General features: G+C 72.7%; 15 protein-coding genes. 5 read left to right on the top strand and 10 right to left on the bottom strand.

What is annotated here, in order from left to right:
* Window positions 1-7: 7 nt before the first annotated feature.
* The gene (locus ACIQNU_RS34020) at window positions 8-1,027 is read right to left on the bottom strand and encodes an MsnO8 family LLM class oxidoreductase (protein WP_401373737.1); all 1,020 of its coding nucleotides are present in this window, start codon (window positions 1,025-1,027) and stop codon (window positions 8-10) included.
* A 106-nt stretch (window positions 1,028-1,133) separates the two neighbouring features.
* Between ACIQNU_RS34020 and ACIQNU_RS34015 the strand changes: the two genes are divergently transcribed.
* Window positions 1,134-1,622: a hypothetical protein gene (locus ACIQNU_RS34015; protein WP_401373736.1), complete on the top strand. Its 489-nt coding sequence runs from the start codon at window positions 1,134-1,136 to the stop codon at window positions 1,620-1,622.
* A gap of 16 nt (window positions 1,623-1,638) precedes the next feature.
* On the opposite strand, the gene ACIQNU_RS34010 is transcribed toward ACIQNU_RS34015, so the two are convergent.
* Window positions 1,639-1,854 carry a dodecin gene (locus ACIQNU_RS34010; RefSeq protein WP_401373734.1) on the bottom strand — a complete coding sequence of 72 codons (216 nt, stop codon included), beginning with the start codon at window positions 1,852-1,854 and terminating at the stop codon, window positions 1,639-1,641.
* A 194-nt stretch (window positions 1,855-2,048) separates the two neighbouring features.
* Here ACIQNU_RS34010 and ACIQNU_RS34005 point away from each other — a divergent pair, with 194 nt between their 5' ends.
* Window positions 2,049-3,311: an extracellular solute-binding protein gene (locus tag ACIQNU_RS34005; protein WP_401373732.1), complete on the top strand. Its 1,263-nt coding sequence runs from the start codon at window positions 2,049-2,051 to the stop codon at window positions 3,309-3,311.
* Window positions 3,312-3,389: 78 nt separating this feature from the next.
* On the opposite strand, the gene egtD is transcribed toward ACIQNU_RS34005, so the two are convergent.
* The 7 genes from egtD to ACIQNU_RS33970 form a co-directional block, all read right to left on the bottom strand.
* The gene (egtD, locus tag ACIQNU_RS34000) at window positions 3,390-4,352 is read right to left on the bottom strand and encodes an L-histidine N(alpha)-methyltransferase (protein ID WP_401373731.1); all 963 of its coding nucleotides are present in this window, start codon (window positions 4,350-4,352) and stop codon (window positions 3,390-3,392) included.
* Entirely contained in the window at window positions 4,349-5,104 is a 756-nt protein-coding gene (egtC, locus tag ACIQNU_RS33995; RefSeq protein ID WP_401373729.1) for an ergothioneine biosynthesis protein EgtC, read from the bottom strand. The genes egtD and egtC overlap by 4 nt, the downstream gene beginning before the upstream one ends.
* On the bottom strand, window positions 5,104-6,468 hold the full coding sequence (egtB, locus tag ACIQNU_RS33990; protein ID WP_401373727.1) for an ergothioneine biosynthesis protein EgtB: 1,365 nt from the start codon (window positions 6,466-6,468) through the stop codon (window positions 5,104-5,106). Before egtB ends, egtC begins: the two co-directional genes overlap by 1 nt.
* A complete protein-coding gene (egtA, locus tag ACIQNU_RS33985) occupies window positions 6,465-7,748 on the bottom strand; it encodes an ergothioneine biosynthesis glutamate--cysteine ligase EgtA (RefSeq protein ID WP_401373725.1) in 1,284 nt (427 codons plus the stop codon). Before egtA ends, egtB begins: the two co-directional genes overlap by 4 nt.
* A gap of 232 nt (window positions 7,749-7,980) precedes the next feature.
* Window positions 7,981-8,451 carry a type II toxin-antitoxin system PemK/MazF family toxin gene (locus tag ACIQNU_RS33980; protein ID WP_401373724.1) on the bottom strand — a complete coding sequence of 157 codons (471 nt, stop codon included), beginning with the start codon at window positions 8,449-8,451 and terminating at the stop codon, window positions 7,981-7,983.
* Between the two features lie 49 nt (window positions 8,452-8,500).
* Window positions 8,501-10,021, bottom strand: a complete 1,521-nt coding sequence (locus ACIQNU_RS33975; RefSeq protein WP_401373723.1) for a flotillin family protein — start codon at window positions 10,019-10,021, stop codon at window positions 8,501-8,503.
* 184 nt (window positions 10,022-10,205) lie between these two features.
* Window positions 10,206-10,424: a hypothetical protein gene (locus ACIQNU_RS33970; protein ID WP_401373722.1), complete on the bottom strand. Its 219-nt coding sequence runs from the start codon at window positions 10,422-10,424 to the stop codon at window positions 10,206-10,208.
* Window positions 10,425-10,962: 538 nt separating this feature from the next.
* Here ACIQNU_RS33970 and ACIQNU_RS33965 point away from each other — a divergent pair.
* Together ACIQNU_RS33965 and ACIQNU_RS33960 are read left to right on the top strand one after the other, a co-directional pair.
* Window positions 10,963-11,949: a LacI family DNA-binding transcriptional regulator gene (locus tag ACIQNU_RS33965; RefSeq protein WP_401373950.1), complete on the top strand. Its 987-nt coding sequence runs from the start codon at window positions 10,963-10,965 to the stop codon at window positions 11,947-11,949.
* A 92-nt stretch (window positions 11,950-12,041) separates the two neighbouring features.
* Window positions 12,042-13,478, top strand: a complete 1,437-nt coding sequence (locus ACIQNU_RS33960) for an aldehyde dehydrogenase family protein (RefSeq protein WP_401373947.1) — start codon at window positions 12,042-12,044, stop codon at window positions 13,476-13,478.
* An 84-nt stretch (window positions 13,479-13,562) separates the two neighbouring features.
* Here ACIQNU_RS33960 and trxA read toward each other — a convergent pair whose 3' ends face one another.
* Window positions 13,563-13,952, bottom strand: a complete 390-nt coding sequence (gene trxA, locus ACIQNU_RS33955; protein WP_401373720.1) for a thioredoxin — start codon at window positions 13,950-13,952, stop codon at window positions 13,563-13,565.
* A 159-nt stretch (window positions 13,953-14,111) separates the two neighbouring features.
* Here trxA and ACIQNU_RS33950 point away from each other — a divergent pair, with 159 nt between their 5' ends.
* On the top strand, window positions 14,112-15,536 hold the full coding sequence (locus ACIQNU_RS33950; RefSeq protein WP_401373719.1) for a dihydrolipoyl dehydrogenase family protein: 1,425 nt from the start codon (window positions 14,112-14,114) through the stop codon (window positions 15,534-15,536).
* Window positions 15,537-15,686: the final 150 nt, after the last annotated feature.

The following is a 15,686-nucleotide window of genomic DNA, read 5'->3' as shown; positions in this document are numbered from 1 at the left end:
ATCGGTTCTAGGGGGCGGTCCGTCCCGCGAGGCGGGCCAGCCTCCGCAGGGAGTCCAGCAGGGCCGTACGGTCGTACGTACTCGTCGTGACCAGAATCTCCTGCGCCCCGCTCTCCTTGAGCAGCGTCTCCAGCTCCTCGGTCACCTGCTCCTCGGTCCCGTACACATGGCCCCGCAGCCCGGACTCGTAGAAACCGCGCTCCTTCTCCGTCATCCGCCCCGCCGCCCACAGCTCCTCGACGTGCTCGGCGGGCAGGAGCGGCGGGAAGGTGCCGTGGGTGCGCGAGTACGCCATCGACCACGCCTCCGGTACGAGGAGACGGCGGGCGGCCTCCTCGGTCGCGGCGACCGCCACCGTGCCCGACACCGTCACATGGGGCTCGGCGGCCCACTCCGACGGGCGGAACGCCTCCCGGTAGCGGTCGATCGCGCGCAGCATCCGCTCACGCCCCCGGAAGTCCCCGACCACCAGCGGGAGCCCGGCATCGGCCGCGACCAGCGCGCCCTCGCCGGTCGCCAGGACGAACGGCGGCACGGTCAGGCCCTCCGGCGGGCGCGCGTGCACCCGGGTCGGCGAGGTGCCGCGGAACCAGCCGAGGAGGTCGGCGAGTTGCCCCGCGAAGTCCTCCGCGTCGTCCTTGTCCCGGCCCAGCGCCTTGCGCACCCCGTCCGTGAACCCCACCGAGCGGCCCAGACCCATGTCGATCCGGCCGGGGAACAGCGACTCCAGGACGCCGAACTGTTCGGCCACGACCAGCGGCCGGTGGTTCGGCAGCATCACCCCGCCGGTGCCCACGCGGATCGTCCGGGTGGCCGCGGCGACCGCGGCGGCGAGCACCGTCGGCGCCGACCCCGCGACCCCGGGCACCCCGTGGTGCTCGGCGACCCAGAAGCGGTGATACCCCAGCCGCTCGACATCCCGCGCCATCGCCACGGTGTCCCGCAGCGCCTCCGGGGCGTCATGGCCCTCACGGGTACGGGAACGGTCCAGGAACGACAGCGGGGTCGATGCGATCAGAGCACTCACGACTCCTTCAACGTCCGGGCCGCGCCAGGATTCCCGCACCCCGGCACGCACCCAGGCAAGCACCCCGGCCCACGGCCCTTCCCACGGCCCCGCATAGGGTGGTCCCGTGACGGAAAATACCAGGCCACTGGCCCTGTTCGATCTGGACGGGACCCTCGCGGACACCGCGCACCGGCAGCGGTTCCTCGAACGGTCGCCGCGCGACTGGACCGCCTTCTTCGCCGCGGCGCCCGACGACCCGCCGCTGCCGGAAGGCGTCGCCCTGGCGCTGGAGTACGCGCGCGAGTGCGAGGTCGCCTATCTGACGGGCCGCCCCGAGCGGTGCCGCGCGGACACCGTCGCCTGGCTCGCCGCACAGGGGTTGCCGGACGGCCGGATCTGGATGCGCCGGAACGACGACCGCCGCCCCGCCCGCCGTACCAAGCCGGAGATCCTGCGCCGTCTGGCCCGTGAGCGTGAGATCCGGGTCTTCGTGGACGACGACGAGCTGGTGTGCGACGAGGCCGAGCGGGCCGGGGTGCGGGTCGTCCGCGCGCGGTGGGCCGTCGAGTCGGCCGCGCTCAAGGACGCCCAGGAGCGCGAGGGCCGAACGTGACGCCCGCCCTGGGGTCTCAGTCCCCTTCGTCGATGCGGAAGCCCACCTTGAGGCCCACCTGATAGTGCTCGATCTGCCCGTTCTCGATCTGGCCGCGCACCTGGGTCACCTCGAACCAGTCCAGGTTCCTCAGCGTCTGCGACGCCCGGGTGATCCCGTTGCGAATTGCCTGGTCGACGCCCTCGTGGGAGGTGCCGACGATCTCGGTGACCCGGTAGGTGTGGTCGGACATGGAGGGGTCTCCTCTCCGCCTGGGCGCGGGGTGTCACTCCACCGTAATCGTCCGGACCGCGCCCAGCCTCTTGACCTGCGGCTTGGTACATACCAAACTCCTGCCCACCCGTATGGGCACCCGAACGAGGTGCCCGTCCCCCCACGTCGGGTTCGATCCGCCCTGTCCGCAGGCAGCAGAAAGCGAACCACGTGATGCCCCGCCGCCGTACCCTCCTCTCCCTCGCCCTGGGTTCCACCGCCGCCCTCACCACAGGCTGCGGTCTGTTGCCGGGAGGGGACAGCGGGCGGCGCACGGTCACCGTCTGGATGATGAAGGGCAGCGCGTCGGACGCGTTCCTCAAGCGCTTCACGACCGCGTTCGAGGAGGAACACACCGAACTCCAGCTCGACATCCGCATCCAGGAGTGGACGGGCATCGGCGAGAAGGTCGCCGCCGCGCTCGAATCCACCGAGGGCGGGGGGCCCGACGTCATCGAGGTCGGCAACACCCAGGTCGCGCAGTACGTCGACCAGGGCGGCCTCCTCGAACTCACCCTGGAGTCCGCGCGCGACCTCGGCATGGACGACTGGCTGCCCGGCCTCGCCGAACCCGGCCGCTTCAACAACCGCCAGTACGGCATCCCCTGGTACGCGGCCAACCGGGTCGTCATCTACAACAAGGACCTGTTCGAGCGCGGCGGCGTGAAGAAGAACCCGACCACCCGCGATGAATGGCTCTCCCTCACCAAGTCGCTCAACGACGGCGGCACCCAGGGCATCTACCTCGCGGGTCAGGACTGGTACACCCTCTCCGGCTTCATCTGGGACGAGGGCGGCGACCTCGCCAGCGACCGGTCCGGCGGCTGGGAAGGCACCCTCGAATCGGCCGCCGCGCTGCGCGGCATGGACTTCTACGGCCGCCTCCAGGCGCTCGGCGACGGACCCAAGGACGCCGACGAGGAACACCCGCCCCAGGCCGAGGTGTTCGCGCGCGGGGACGTCGCCCAGATCATCGCCGTGCCCGGCGCCGCCCGGACCATCGAGCAGAAGAACCCCGACCTCAAGGGCAAGCTCGGCTTCTTCCCGATCCCCGGCAAGTCCGCGAACCGGCCCTGCCCCGTCTTCACCGGCGGCTCCGACCTCGTCGTCCCCGAGAACACCGGCGACCGAAGAGCCGCGGTCGCCGTCATCGAGGCGCTGGCCGGCGAGCAGTGGCAGACCGACCTCGCCAGGACCATGGACTACGTGCCGAACAAGACGACGCTCGCGCCCGCCGTCGCCGGTGAGCCGGGCGTCGCGGCCATGGCGGAGGGCGCCGCGCACGGCCGCGCGACGCCCAACTCGCCGGTCTGGGCATCCGTCGAGGCGGACAACCCCATCAAGGCGTACATGTCGAAGGTACTGGCGGGCGGCGACCCGAAGACCGAGGCACGGGCCGCGTCGGAGGCCATCACCAGGGCGCTGAGCGGCTCCTAGAGCGCTTCTGACGGCCCGACGGGACGGCGAGGCACCCTCGGGCACCTCCAGCACCCTCAGCGCCCGCTAACGCGCCCGCTACCGCGCCATGCTCAACGACAGAGCGAACCGCCCTCCCCGGTCCGTCCACCAGTGGGTGCGCTCCAGGTCGGCCGCGGCGAGTTCCGCCCGTACGCCCTCCTCGCGGAACTTCGCCGAGATCTCCGTGCGCAAGTCCTCGCCGGCCGCGAAATCGACGGCGAGGTCGAGCGCGGGGACCTTCACGGTCAGCGCGGTGCGGGCGCGCAGCCGCATCTCGATCCACTCGTGGTCCCGGTCCCACAGGGCGACATGCGCGAAGTCGTCCGGGTCGAAGTCGGCGCCGAGTTCGCGGTCGACGACGGTGAGCACGTTCTTGTTGAACGCCGCCGTCACACCCGCCGCGTCGTCGTACGCGGCGACCAGCACCGACTCGTCCTTCACCAGGTCGGTGCCGAGGAGGAACGCGTCGCCGGGTGACATCAGGGACCGCACCGAGGACAGGAATTCCGCCCGTTCGGCGGGCAGCAGATTGCCGATCGTGCCGCCGAGGAACGCGATCAGCCGGGGGCCCGGGGTGTCCGGGAGCGTGATCCCGCGCGTGAAGTCGGCGATCAGGGCGTGCACGTCGAGCCCCGGGCGCTCCGCGATCAGCGCCTCACCGGCGTGCACGAGGGCGCTCTCGCTGACGTCCACGGGTACGTACATCCGTAGCGCCGACAGCTCGTCCAGGAGGTGCCGGGTCTTGTCGGAGGAGCCGGAGCCCAGCTCGACCAGGGTGTGCGCCCCGGTCGCGGCGGCGATCTCGGCGGACCGGTCGAGCAGGATCTCGCGCTCCGCGCGCGTGGGGTAGTACTCGGGAAGTTCGGTGATCTCCTCGAAGAGTTCGCTGCCGCGCGCGTCGTAGAACCACTTCGGCGGCAGCGACTTGGGGGTACGGGACAGTCCGCCCAGGACATCGGCGCGCAGTGCGGCGCCTGTGGCGTCCTCGGGCAGGATGCGGGTGGTGCGGAACGGGCTCACGCGGCGTGCTCCTTGAGCGGGGTCAGCAGGACTTCGGCGCGGTCGGCGGTGAGCAGGGTGTGATCGGGCACCTGCCGCCAGCGCGTGTCGTCGTCGTACGGTTCGGAGGCGACGACCGTGCCGCTTCCGGGGGCGGCGAGGTACCAGAGCGTGTCGCCCCAGGCCGTCGCCGCGACGGTGTCGCCGTCGGTGAGCAGCAGGTTGAGCCGCGAACCGGGTGCCGCGGCGGCTGTCTCGGTGACGGTGTCGGCGAGCGCCTCGCCCGCCGTGTCGCCCGCCGTGAGGCGGTGCAGCACGAGCGCCCATATGAGGGCCGAGTCGCAGCGGGCCTCCATGGACAGGAGCGCGGCGGGCGGCAGCGCGGCGGACAGCCCGGCGAGGGAGTGCGGCCAGCCCGCGACGGCGCCGTTGTGGCTGAACAGCCAGGGCCCCGAAGCGAAGGGCGCGGCGCCGGCCTCACCGTCCGCGCCCGCCTGCGTCGCGTCCCGCACGGCGGCGAGCAGCGCCCGGGTGCGGACGACCCGGGCCAGATCGGCGAAGGACTGGTCACCCCAGATGGGCCCCGGGCGCCGGTAGCGCGCGGGCACCGGATCCCCGGCCGCGTACCAGCCGACGCCGAACCCGTCGGCGTTCACCGTGCCGTGGCGCTGCTGCCGGGGCGCCCAGGACTGGCGGTACAGGGCGTGCGGCGGCTCGACCAGGATCTCGCCGAGCGCGATCTCCGGCCCCAGATAGGCGACATGACGGCACATCAGGCACCCTCCGGTCGCACACCGTCGGCCACGCCGTCGGCGGGCGTGACGTCCCGGGCGGTACGGAACCCGGAGAAGATCTGCCGCCGCACCGGATGGTCCCAGTTCCGGAACGTCCCCCGGCAGGCCACCGCGCCGACGGCGAACGAGCCACCGCGCAGCACCTTGTAGTCACCGCCGAAGAACACCTCCGAGTACTCGCGGTACGGGAACGCGACGAACCCCGGATACGGCAGCAGATCGCTCGACGTCCACTCCCAGACGTCCCCGATCAACTGCCGTACACCCAGCGGGGAAGCGCCCTTCGGATAGCTGCCCGCGACCGCAGGGCGCAGATGCCGCTGGCCCAGATTCGCGTGCTCGGGCGTCGGATCGGCGTCGCCCCACGGGTAGCGCGTCGAGCGGCCGGTCGCCGGGTCGAACCGGGCGGCCTTCTCCCACTCGGTCTCCGTCGGCAGCCTGCGGCCCGCCCAGCGCGCGTAGGCGTCGGCCTCGAACCAGCCGACGTGCAGCACCGGTTCGTCCGCCACCACCGGCTCGGTCACACCGAACCGGCGGCGCAGCCACTGCCCGCCCTCGCGGCGCCAGAACAGCGGCGCCGTGATCTCGTGCGCGCGGATGTGGTCCCAGCCACGCGGATCCCACCAGCGCTCGTCGTCGTACCCGCCGTCCTCGACGAACGCCCGGTACGCGCCGTTGGTCACCGGCGTCGTGTCGATCACGAACGGCGGGACGAGCCGGTGGTGCGCCGGGCGTTCGTTGTCCAGCGCCCAGGGCTCCGTGGAGGTACCCATGGTGAACCGGCCGCCGGGGACGAGGACTTCGGCGGGTCCGGTGAAGCCGGGATCCGGGTCCGGGTCCGGTGCCGTCAGCGCGACGGGCCCGGTGCGGAGCTGGTGCGTGATCAGCATCGTCTCGTCGTGCTGCTGCTCGTGCTGCGCGATCATGCCGAACGCGAAGCCCGCGTCGGTCAGCGGCGACCCGTGGAACGGATGCGCGTCGAGCACGTCGAGCGCCCGGCCGCGTACCTCGGCGGCATAGCGGCGGGCCTCCGCCGGAGGCAGCAGCGGCAGCGAGGGGCGCTCGGCGCGCGGATGCTCGAACGCGTCGTACAGCGGGTCGATCTCGGGCCGTATCGCGTCCCGGCCCGCGACCGCCCGTAGCAGCCACTGCTCCTCCTGGTTGCCGATGTGCGCGAGGTCCCACACCAGCGGCGACATCAACGGCGACACCTGCGCGGTCAGTTCGGCGTCCTCGACGGAGTCCGTGAGCAGCGCGGTACGGTCGCGCGCGCTGAGCAGCGCCGACCTGGCGAGGGTCCGCAGCGCCTCGGGATCGGTGGTCGTGGTGGCGGACTCGGTCATGGGAGCAGGTCCTTCCCGTGCGCGCGGAATCGTTCGATCAGATCGTCGGCGGGACACCGGCCGCGGGCTACGTACCGCTCGGTGTACGCGGCCACGGCGTCCCGTACCTCCTGGCCCGCGCCGATCCGGGGCAGCGCTTCGAGCGCGGCGGTGAAGCAGGTCACCGCCGCGTCCCGCAGCTCCGGGTCGGTGAGGGCGAGCTGTGCGGCGGTCAGCCACAGTTCGTTGCAGGGCGCGGGCAGCGGGCCCGCCCGTTCGGCCAGGGACTTCACGCACCGGTACGCCGTCTCGGCGGCCTGCGCGTCGTCGAACAGCGCGGTCACCACGGCGAGCGGGACGATCCAGCCGTCATCACCCGGTTGGGCGTCGATCATCCGGAGCTCCAGATGGCCGCGCGGCCGTACCGGCGGGAACAGGGTGCTGACGTGGTAGTCGAGGTCGTCGCGGGTCGGCGGCCGGGGCGCGCCGCCGCGGATCCAGTCACGGAAGGACAGACCCTCGGGGATGAGCCAGGGCCCGTCGTCGGTGCGTACGCACATCACCGGGGCGTCCAGGACGTGCCGGGCCCACGCGGAGCGGGGCTCCGCGTCCAGCGGCGGCGCGGCGGAGCGGCCCGGATCTATCCCGGCCCACAGGGCCTGCCGGGTGGAGCGCCAGCCGGTCGGGTGACCGTCGCACAGGGGTGAGTTCGCGAACGCCGCCACCAGGACGGGCCCCAGCAGATGGGACAGCCGCCAGCGGTGGCCGAGTCCGAGCGGTCCCGGCTCCTCGTACCCGGCGTCCAGACACACCTGAACGGACGCCGACGAACACATCATCCGGCGGCCCGCCGGGCCCGTTCGGTCCAGATAGGTCTCCATCGCGTCGTAGCGCCGCTCGCGCAGCAGCCGGGACGGCGGACGCCAGGGGTCGGTGCCGAGCCCGGTGAGGACGAGGTTCCGGGAGCGCAGGAGGCCGCGTACGGCGGCGAGGTCGGCCGATACGGCCGACACGCACTCCAGCAGGGAAGCGGCGGGAGCGGAACTCAGTTCCAGCTGGCCGCCGGGTTCGACGGTGAGCGCCGAACTCAGGGGCAGATCCCGCAGTGCGGCATAGGCCGCTTCGAGGCGGGCGGGTGGTACGGGGTCGTGCGTCGCGCGGGGGGTGTGGACCAGCCATTCCAGCTCGACTCCGACGGTGCGGGGCGGCCCGGTCTTGAAGCAGATGCCGTGGACGAGTGCCTCCACGTCGGCATCCGTGGGCAACGGTCCGGACCGCGTACAGTCGTCTCCCTCGGTCATGTCGGGATCCTCCTGATCCTCGGGTGGAGAACCATGGGCCGGCCGGGCCGGGGGTGGCCCGGGGCGGCACTCGTCCCAGCCAAGACGCTCCTCGCGAACCGCACAAGAGCGCACATCGGCCGTCGAACCTCTGTTCGTCGGAGGTGTGTATGGGGGTGTGTGCGGGGGTGCGTACGGAGGCGTGTGCGGAGGTTCGCGGGGGAGTGTGCGCGGGCGCGCGTGGCGGCGCCCGTCAGGTCCAGCCGTAGCGCTCCCGCAGCCGCAGGACCACCAGATTGAACCGCATCCGGTCCAGCGCGCACGCCTCCCGGCGCATGCCGTCCTCGTGCAGGCGCAGCACCCGGTCCAGATCCACCCATGAGTCTCTGCCCTCTCGGTCCCACGGCCCGCTGCCGATCGGCACCCACTCCCGGTCGTGATCGTGCCGCCTGCTCGACAGCTGTACGGCCAGCAGGGTGCCGGCCGCTTCGCGGGCGACGACGAGCACGGGCCGGTCCTTGCCGCGGCCGTCGTTCTCCTCGAACGGTACCCACGTCCAGACGATCTCGCCGGGATCGGGATCGCCGTCGTGCTCCGGTGCGTACGCTGTACGCACCCGGCCGACGGAGTGCGGCTCCGCCTCGGTGGTGGCGGTCGGGCCACTGCGGCCCGGGGTCTCGGTGGCGGGCTCGGCGGCGGGCTGGTTCTCGCGGTAGGCAGTCACGCGGTCACGGTAGAGCGGTGGCCGATCGCACCGGCCACCGCCCTCCCCGTCAGACCTCCTCGTCCTGCACGGGCACCTTCTGGGTAAGGGGGGCCGTCCCGGGGAAGCCGTTGACCGCCGCCGCGCCGCCGCCCCGGCCCTCCATCTCGCCCGTCCCGTTCGCCCCGCTCGTCTCGTTCATCGAGGCGAGCAACTGCCGGGCCAGGCCAAGTCCCGTACCGCCCATGGTGAGTGCCTTCGCGAACAGGTCGGAGAGACCGTCGGCGCCGTTCAGCAGGACCATGTGGTCCACGCTGCTGAAGGCGCCCGCGCCCGCCGCGACGATCTGCGGCCAGTTCTCGGCGAGTTGCTGCGCGACCACCGCCTCCTGGTTCTCGGCGAGCGCCGCCGCGCGCGCCTTGATGGTCTCGGCCTCCGCGAGACCCTGCGCCCGGGTCGCCTCGGCCGCCGCCAGACCCTTCGCCCGCGCTGCCGCCGCCTCCGCCTCACCGGTCGCCCGGGTCGCCGTCGCCGCCGCCGCGCCGCGCGCCTCGGTCGCCTGGGCCTCGGCGGCAGCCGCCGCCTTCACCCGGGTCGCCTCGGCGCTCGCGGCCAGTTCGGTCTCCTTCGCCTTGGCCTGCGCCGCCGAGATCCGGGCGTCGCGCTCGGCCTCGGCCAGGGTCCGCTTCTCGTACGCCGATGCGTCGGCCGGTTTGCGTACGTCGGCCTGGAGCTGCTGTTCGCGCCGCTGGGCCTCCAGTTCGGCGACCCGGGTCTCCTGGACGACGACCTCCTGCCGGGCCGCCGCGTCGGCGAGCGGCCCCGCCTGCCGCGACTTGGCGCCGGCCTTGTCGCGCTCCGCCTGATAGCCGGCCTGAAGGATCTCGCTGTCCCGGGTGGCCTCCGCCATCCGTGCGAACGAGGCCTGTTCCGCCTCCGTGGCCAGCCGGTTGGCCTCCGCCTGTGCGATCCGGGCGTCCCGCTGCACGGCCGCCGCGTGCGGCATCGCCAGGTTCTTGATGTACCCCGTGGGGTCCTCGATCTCGTGGATCTGGAGCGAGTCCACGATCAGCCCGAGCTTCTCCATCTCGGTGCCGCACGCCGCCCGGGTCTGCCCGGTCAGCTTCTCGCGGTCCCGGATCATGTCCTCGACCGTCAACCCGCCGACGATGGACCGCAGATGACCGGCGAAGACGTTGTGCACCCGCTCCGCCATCAGCTTCTGCTGGTCGAGGAAGCGGCGCCCCGCGTTGGCGATCGACACGAAGTCGTCGCCCACCTTGAAGATGACGACGCCCCGCACCTTGAGCGGGATGCCCTGGTGGGTCACGCAGTCCACGGACAGTTCGGTCTCGTTGAGGTCGAGCGACAGCTTGCGCACCGCCTGGACGCCCGGCAGGACGAGCGTTCCGCGCCCCGTCACGATCCGGAAGCCCATGCCCTCCTCAAGGCCCTCGGTGCGGTGTTTGGAACCGGAGATGATCAGAGCCTCGTTGGGTTCGGCGACCCGCCACATCAACTTGAACAAGGTCACCACCACGATCAGCGCGAGGACCGCTGCCCCCGCCACGACGCCGACGAACATCGGCATTCGCCCCCTTGGCCTGGTGCCCTGTCGGCACCGAACGTCGGGAGTGTGCTCCTGGGCAAGGGCCGCGAGAAGACGCTGACGGATCCTTGCCGCAATCTTGACGCGGAGGCGTTGCGAGACCGTTGCGGGGGCGCGGACAGGGCCGGTGTCGGGCCGTCAGTCGTGAGTCGTCAGCCGTCAGTGGTCAGCCGACGTACGCCGGCGCCACATATACCGTGCGCGGCGGCAGATGCTCCACGATCATGACCACGGTGCCCGTCTCGATCCGCTCCTGCCCGGACGCCGGGTAGGCGAGGAAGTGCTCGGCGCCGCCACGGATCCGGACGATCACCTCACCGACCAGACCGGGCCCGATCGTGCCGGTCACGCGTCCCATCAACCCCACCATCGACGGCTCGCCCATGGCCACACCCTACGGTGCGTTGCCCGGATCCGGGTCGGTGCTGCGTCGGTCAACTCGCCTGACCTGGAGGGTTGTTGGCGGTAGGCGCCGGGGGCACGGGGCTTCGGGTGCGGCAAGGTTACCGCAGAGTAGACCCAATTCCTTGATGACCATGGCCGGTTCCAGGTAGGCCGAAAACGCTGTGCCAAGCCATGGAAGGATGCGGTGCGTCATGGTGCAGATACCCGAGCAGCCCGTCATACGGGAGCCCGCGCAGTCCTTACCGCGAGAGGCCGGACTTCCGGTGCCGCGAGAGCCCGCGCCGCCGCGTGAGCAGCCCCGTCCCGTCCCGCGGGAGTCCGCCCCGCCGCCTCCGCGGCAGCCCTCGCCGCCGCCGCGCCGCGGGCGTGAGGCCCCGCCGCCTCAGGCGCGCGAACCGTCCCACCCGGTGCCGCTGGAGCCCGCGCGACCGTCCTCCCCGCTGGCCTCGCTGGCCTCACCTCCGACGCCCGCCACCACCACCCCCGCCCCCTGGTCGCCCGCCCGGCCCCACGGCCCCGTGCCGACCAGCGCCGATGTCGCCCGGCTCGCGGGCGTTTCGCGGGCCACCGTCTCGTACGTCCTGAACAACACCAGCGCCGTCCGCATCAGCGAACCCACCCGGCGCCGGGTCCGCGAGGCGGCGAAGGAACTCGGCTACGTACCGCACGCGGCGGCCCGCAGTCTGCGCGCGGGACACAGCCGTATGGTCCTCATGCCCACACCGAACGTGCCCGTCGGCCCGCTCTACAGCCGGTTCCTCAGCGAACTCCAGTGGGCACTGGGCCGGTTGGACTACACGGTCGTGCAGTACGGCCTGGTCGGGCTGGCCGGAGACGAGGCGGCGCGCGCCTGGGCCGAGCTGCGACCGGTGGCGGTCCTCGCGCCCGGCGCCCGTGAACTCGGCCCGGAGGGCGTCGCGTTACTGAAGCGGTCGGGCGCCCGAGCGGTCGTCACCTTCGGGCCCACGCAGGTCGACGGCGCGCACGCGATGCTGATGGACCAGCGCGAGGTGGGCCGCAGCGCGGGCACCCATCTCGCGGCACCGGGCCGCCGCCGGATCGGAGTGGTGATCCCCGAGGAGTCCGGACTCGAAGAGTTCGCCCGCCCCCGCGCCGACGGCGTGCGGGAGGCGGCGGAGAGCCTGGGCGCCTCGGTCGTGGAACTGCCGCTCGCCTACGACGAGTCGGCCGCCGCCCGGCTCGCGGGCCGCTGGCGCTCCCTCGGCCTGGACGCCGTGTTCGCGTACAACGACGAGTACGCGATGCTGCTGATGCGGGCGCTCCAGGACGAAGGGGTCCGGGTGCCGGACGAGACCGCCGTGGTCGGCGCCGACGACCTCATGCTCGGCCGGCTGCTGCGTCCCCGACTCAGCACCGTCCGCATCGAGTTGCCGTCCGGTCAGGAACTCGCCGAACTCGTCGACCGGGTGGTCCGCGACCCCGGCACCGCGCCGCTCGTCAGGGAACTCCTCGGCGCGACCGTGGTCCGGCGGGAGTCGAGCTGAGACGCGCGCCACTGGCCGGGCGGAGCCCGACCACTGATCCGCAGATCCGTAATCCGTAGATCCATGGACATGTGACCGATCGGAGATCCGGTATGGCCCTGCTCGACCCGCAGAACTGGCAGTCCCGCACGTTGTCGGGCGGTGCGTACGCCGTCACCGAGCCCGCCACCGGTGACACCCTGGGCACCGTCACGCTCGCGTCGCCGCCGGATGTCACGGCCGCCGCGGAGGCCGGCGCGGGCGCGCAGCCCAGTTGGGCGGGCCTGCCGCACTTCGAGCGGGCCGCCGTGCTGCGGGCAGCGGGCGACCTGTTCACGGCGCACGCCGACGAACTGCGGGAGTGGCTGGTCCGCGAGTCCGGGTCGATACCCGGCAAGGCGGACTTCGAACTGCACGTCGCCGCCCAGGAGTGCTACGAGGCCGCCGCACTGGCCTCCCGCCCCGCCGGACAGGTGCTGCCCAGCGAGGCACCCCGCCTCTCGTACACGCGCCGCGTCCCCGTCGGTGTGGTCGGGGTCATCGCCCCGTTCAACGCCCCGCTGATCCTCTCCATCCGCTCGGTGGCCCCGGCACTGGCCCTCGGCAACGCGGTCGTCCTCAAGCCGGACCCACGTACGGCCGTCTGCGGGGGGCTGGCGCTCGCGGCGGTGTTCGCGGCGGCCGGGCTGCCTGAGGGGCTGCTGCACGTCCTGCCCGGCGGCGCGGAAGCGGGACAGGCGCTCGTCGCCGACCCGCGTACGCCCGTGATCTCGTTCACCGGCTCGACGGGGGCGGGCCGCGCCGTCGGCGAGGCGGCGGGCCGCCATCTCAAGCGCGCGCACCTGGAACTCGGCGGGAACTCGGCGCTCGTCGTCCTGGAGGACGCCGACATCGACGCCGTCATCTCTACGGCGGCCTGGGGCTCGTTCTTCCACCAGGGCCAGATCTGCATGACGACGGGCCGCCACCTCGTGCACGCCTCGCTCTACGAGGAGTACGTGGAACGGCTCGCCGCCAAGGCCGACTCCCTGGCCGTCGGTGACCCGCACCGCGACCAGGTCCACCTGGGACCGGTCATCGACGGCGGCCAGCTCGCCAAGATCCACGGCCTGGTGGAGTCCAGCACGGCACGCGGCGCGAAGCTCGCGGCGGGCGGCACCCACGAGGACCTGTTCTACCGCCCGACCGTCCTCGCGGGCGTGGACGACGACACACCCGCCTACGCGCAGGAGGTCTTCGGACCCGTCGCGCCCGTACGGTCCTTCACCACCGTGGACGAGGCGGCTGCCCTCGCGTCGGCGGGCGAGTACGGCCTGTCGCTGGGCATCGTCACGCGCGACACCGCGCGCGGTCTCGCGCTCGCCGACCGGATACCCACCGGCATCGCCCACATCAACGACCAGACGGTGAACGACGAGGCGGTGGCGCCGTTCGGCGGGGTCGCCGCCTCCGGCACGGGCGCGCGGTTCGGCGGCGACGCCAACCTGGAGGCGTTCACGGATCTGCGGTGGACGACGGTACGGGGGGATGTGGCGGGCTACCCCTTCTGACCACGCACGACAGCCGGCGCCCCGGGGATCACAACGGGGCGCCGGCCGTACCGGCTGCGGTCTTGTGGGCGACGCCGCGCCCGGTCAGGCGCTCTGCGGGCCCTCGCCCTTGGCCTCGGCCTCCGCGATGGACTTGCGGACGTCGTCCATGTCGAGCTTCCGGGCCTGCCCGATGACGTCCACCAGAGCGGACTCGGGAAGGGCGCCCGGCTGGGCGAAGACGGCGACCTGGTCGCGCACGATCATCAGGGTCGGGATCGACTGGATGCCGAACGCCTGGGCAAGCTCCGGCTGCGCCTCCGTGTCGATCTTGCCGAAGACCAGGTCCGGGTTGGCCTCGGCGGCCTTCTCGTACACGGGCGCGAACTGCCGGCACGGTCCGCACCAGGACGCCCAGAAGTCGATCAGCACGAAGGGGTTCTCCGTGACCGTCTGGTCGAAGTTCTCCTTGGTCAGCTCCACGGTGCTGGTCATGTCCTGCATCCCTCTTCCTGGTGTCCGGTTACTGGTCCGGTGACGCCGCCTTGCACAACGGCACCGGGAGGCGGCCTATTCCGCGCGCCGTACCGCGACGCGTTTCCCCGCGCGCGTACCCGTGTGGCCACGGGGCACACCTGCGACCAGACTGACCCCATGACGGAAACGATCGAGTACGACGTGGTGGTGCTGGGCGCGGGCCCGGTGGGGGAGAACGTCGCCGAGCGGACCCGGGCGGCGGGGCTGAGCACGGCGGTGGTCGAGAGCGAACTGGTCGGCGGCGAGTGCTCCTACTGGGCGTGCATGCCCAGCAAGGCGCTGCTGCGCCCCGCCATCGCGCGCGCGGACGCGCGCCGCACGCCCGGCCTCGTCCAGGCGGTGCAGGGGCCGCTGGACGCCCGTGCCGTCCTCGCCCACCGGGACGAGCAGGTCTCGCACTGGAAGGACGACGGGCAGGTCACCTGGCTCGACGGCACCGGGGCCCGGCTCTACCGGGGGCAGGGCAGGCTCGACGGGCCGCGCCGGGTCACCGTGACCGGTTCGGACGGCGAGGTCCAGGTGCTGACCGCGCGCCACGCGGTCGCCGTGAGCACCGGCACCCGCGCGGTGGTGCCCGACCTTCCGGGCGTCGCCGACGCCAAGCCGTGGACCAGCCGTGACGCGACCAGCGCGGACCGGGTGCCGGGGCGGCTCGTGGTGATCGGTGGCGGCGTGGTCGGCGTCGAGATGGCGACCGCCTGGCAGGCGCTGGGCTCCCAGGTCACCCTGCTGGTACGCGGTGACAGGCTGCTGCCGCGCATGGAGCCGTTCGCCGGTGAACTGGTCGCCGACGCCTTGCGCGAGGCGGGGGCCGATGTCCGTATGGGCACATCGGCGACCTCGGTGGTACGCGACGGGGCGACCGTCACCGTCACGCTGGACGACGGCGAGCGCATCGAGGGCGACGAGGTGCTGTTCGCCACCGGCCGCGCCCCGCGCACCGACGACCTCGGCCTCGACACGATCGGCCTGGCGCCCGGGTCGTGGCTCACCGTGGACGACTCGTGCCAGGTCGAAGGACACTCCTGGCTCTACGCGGTCGGTGACGTCAACCGCCGGGCGCTGCTCACGCACCAGGGCAAGTACCAGGCGCGGATCGCGGGCGCCGCCATCGCCGCGCGGGCCCAGGGGGTGCCGCTCCTGGAGACGGACCGCTGGGGCGCGCACGCGGCGACCGCCGACCACGCGGCCGTGCCGCAGGTCGTCTTCACCGACCCGGAGGCCGCCGCCGTGGGTCTCTCGCTGGCCGAGGCCGAGGCGGCGGGCCATCGGGTCCGCGCCGTCGACTACGACCTCGCGTCCGTCGCGGGCTCGGGTCTCTTCGTCGACGGCTACCGGGGCCGGGCCCGCATGATCGTCGACCTGGACCGCGAGATCCTCCTCGGCGTCACCTTCGTGGGTCCCGGTGTCGGCGAACTCCTCCACTCGGCGACGGTCGCGGTCGCGGGCGAGGTCCCGATCGACCGGCTGTGGCACGCGGTTCCGGCGTATCCGACGATCAGCGAGGTGTGGCTGCGGCTCCTGGAGACGTACCGGGGTTGAGCCGGACGGAGTCGGAGATTCCGTACATCCGGGCCCGGATCGCTGGTTAGGGTGGCGAGCTAGGGTCTTTCGTTTGGATCAGGCCGGATCAGGGAGCGGGGTCTGGTGCCGTGCATCGCAAGGCGGAGGAGGGAGTCAGGGCGGCGCCCT

Origin of the sequence: Streptomyces sp. NPDC091292 (assembly GCF_044757265.1) — a bacterium.
In the GTDB taxonomy this organism is placed as follows: domain Bacteria; phylum Actinomycetota; class Actinomycetes; order Streptomycetales; family Streptomycetaceae; genus Streptomyces.
Note: the sequence above shows the minus strand (reverse complement) of the source record. Positions and strands in the feature narration are given on the sequence as shown.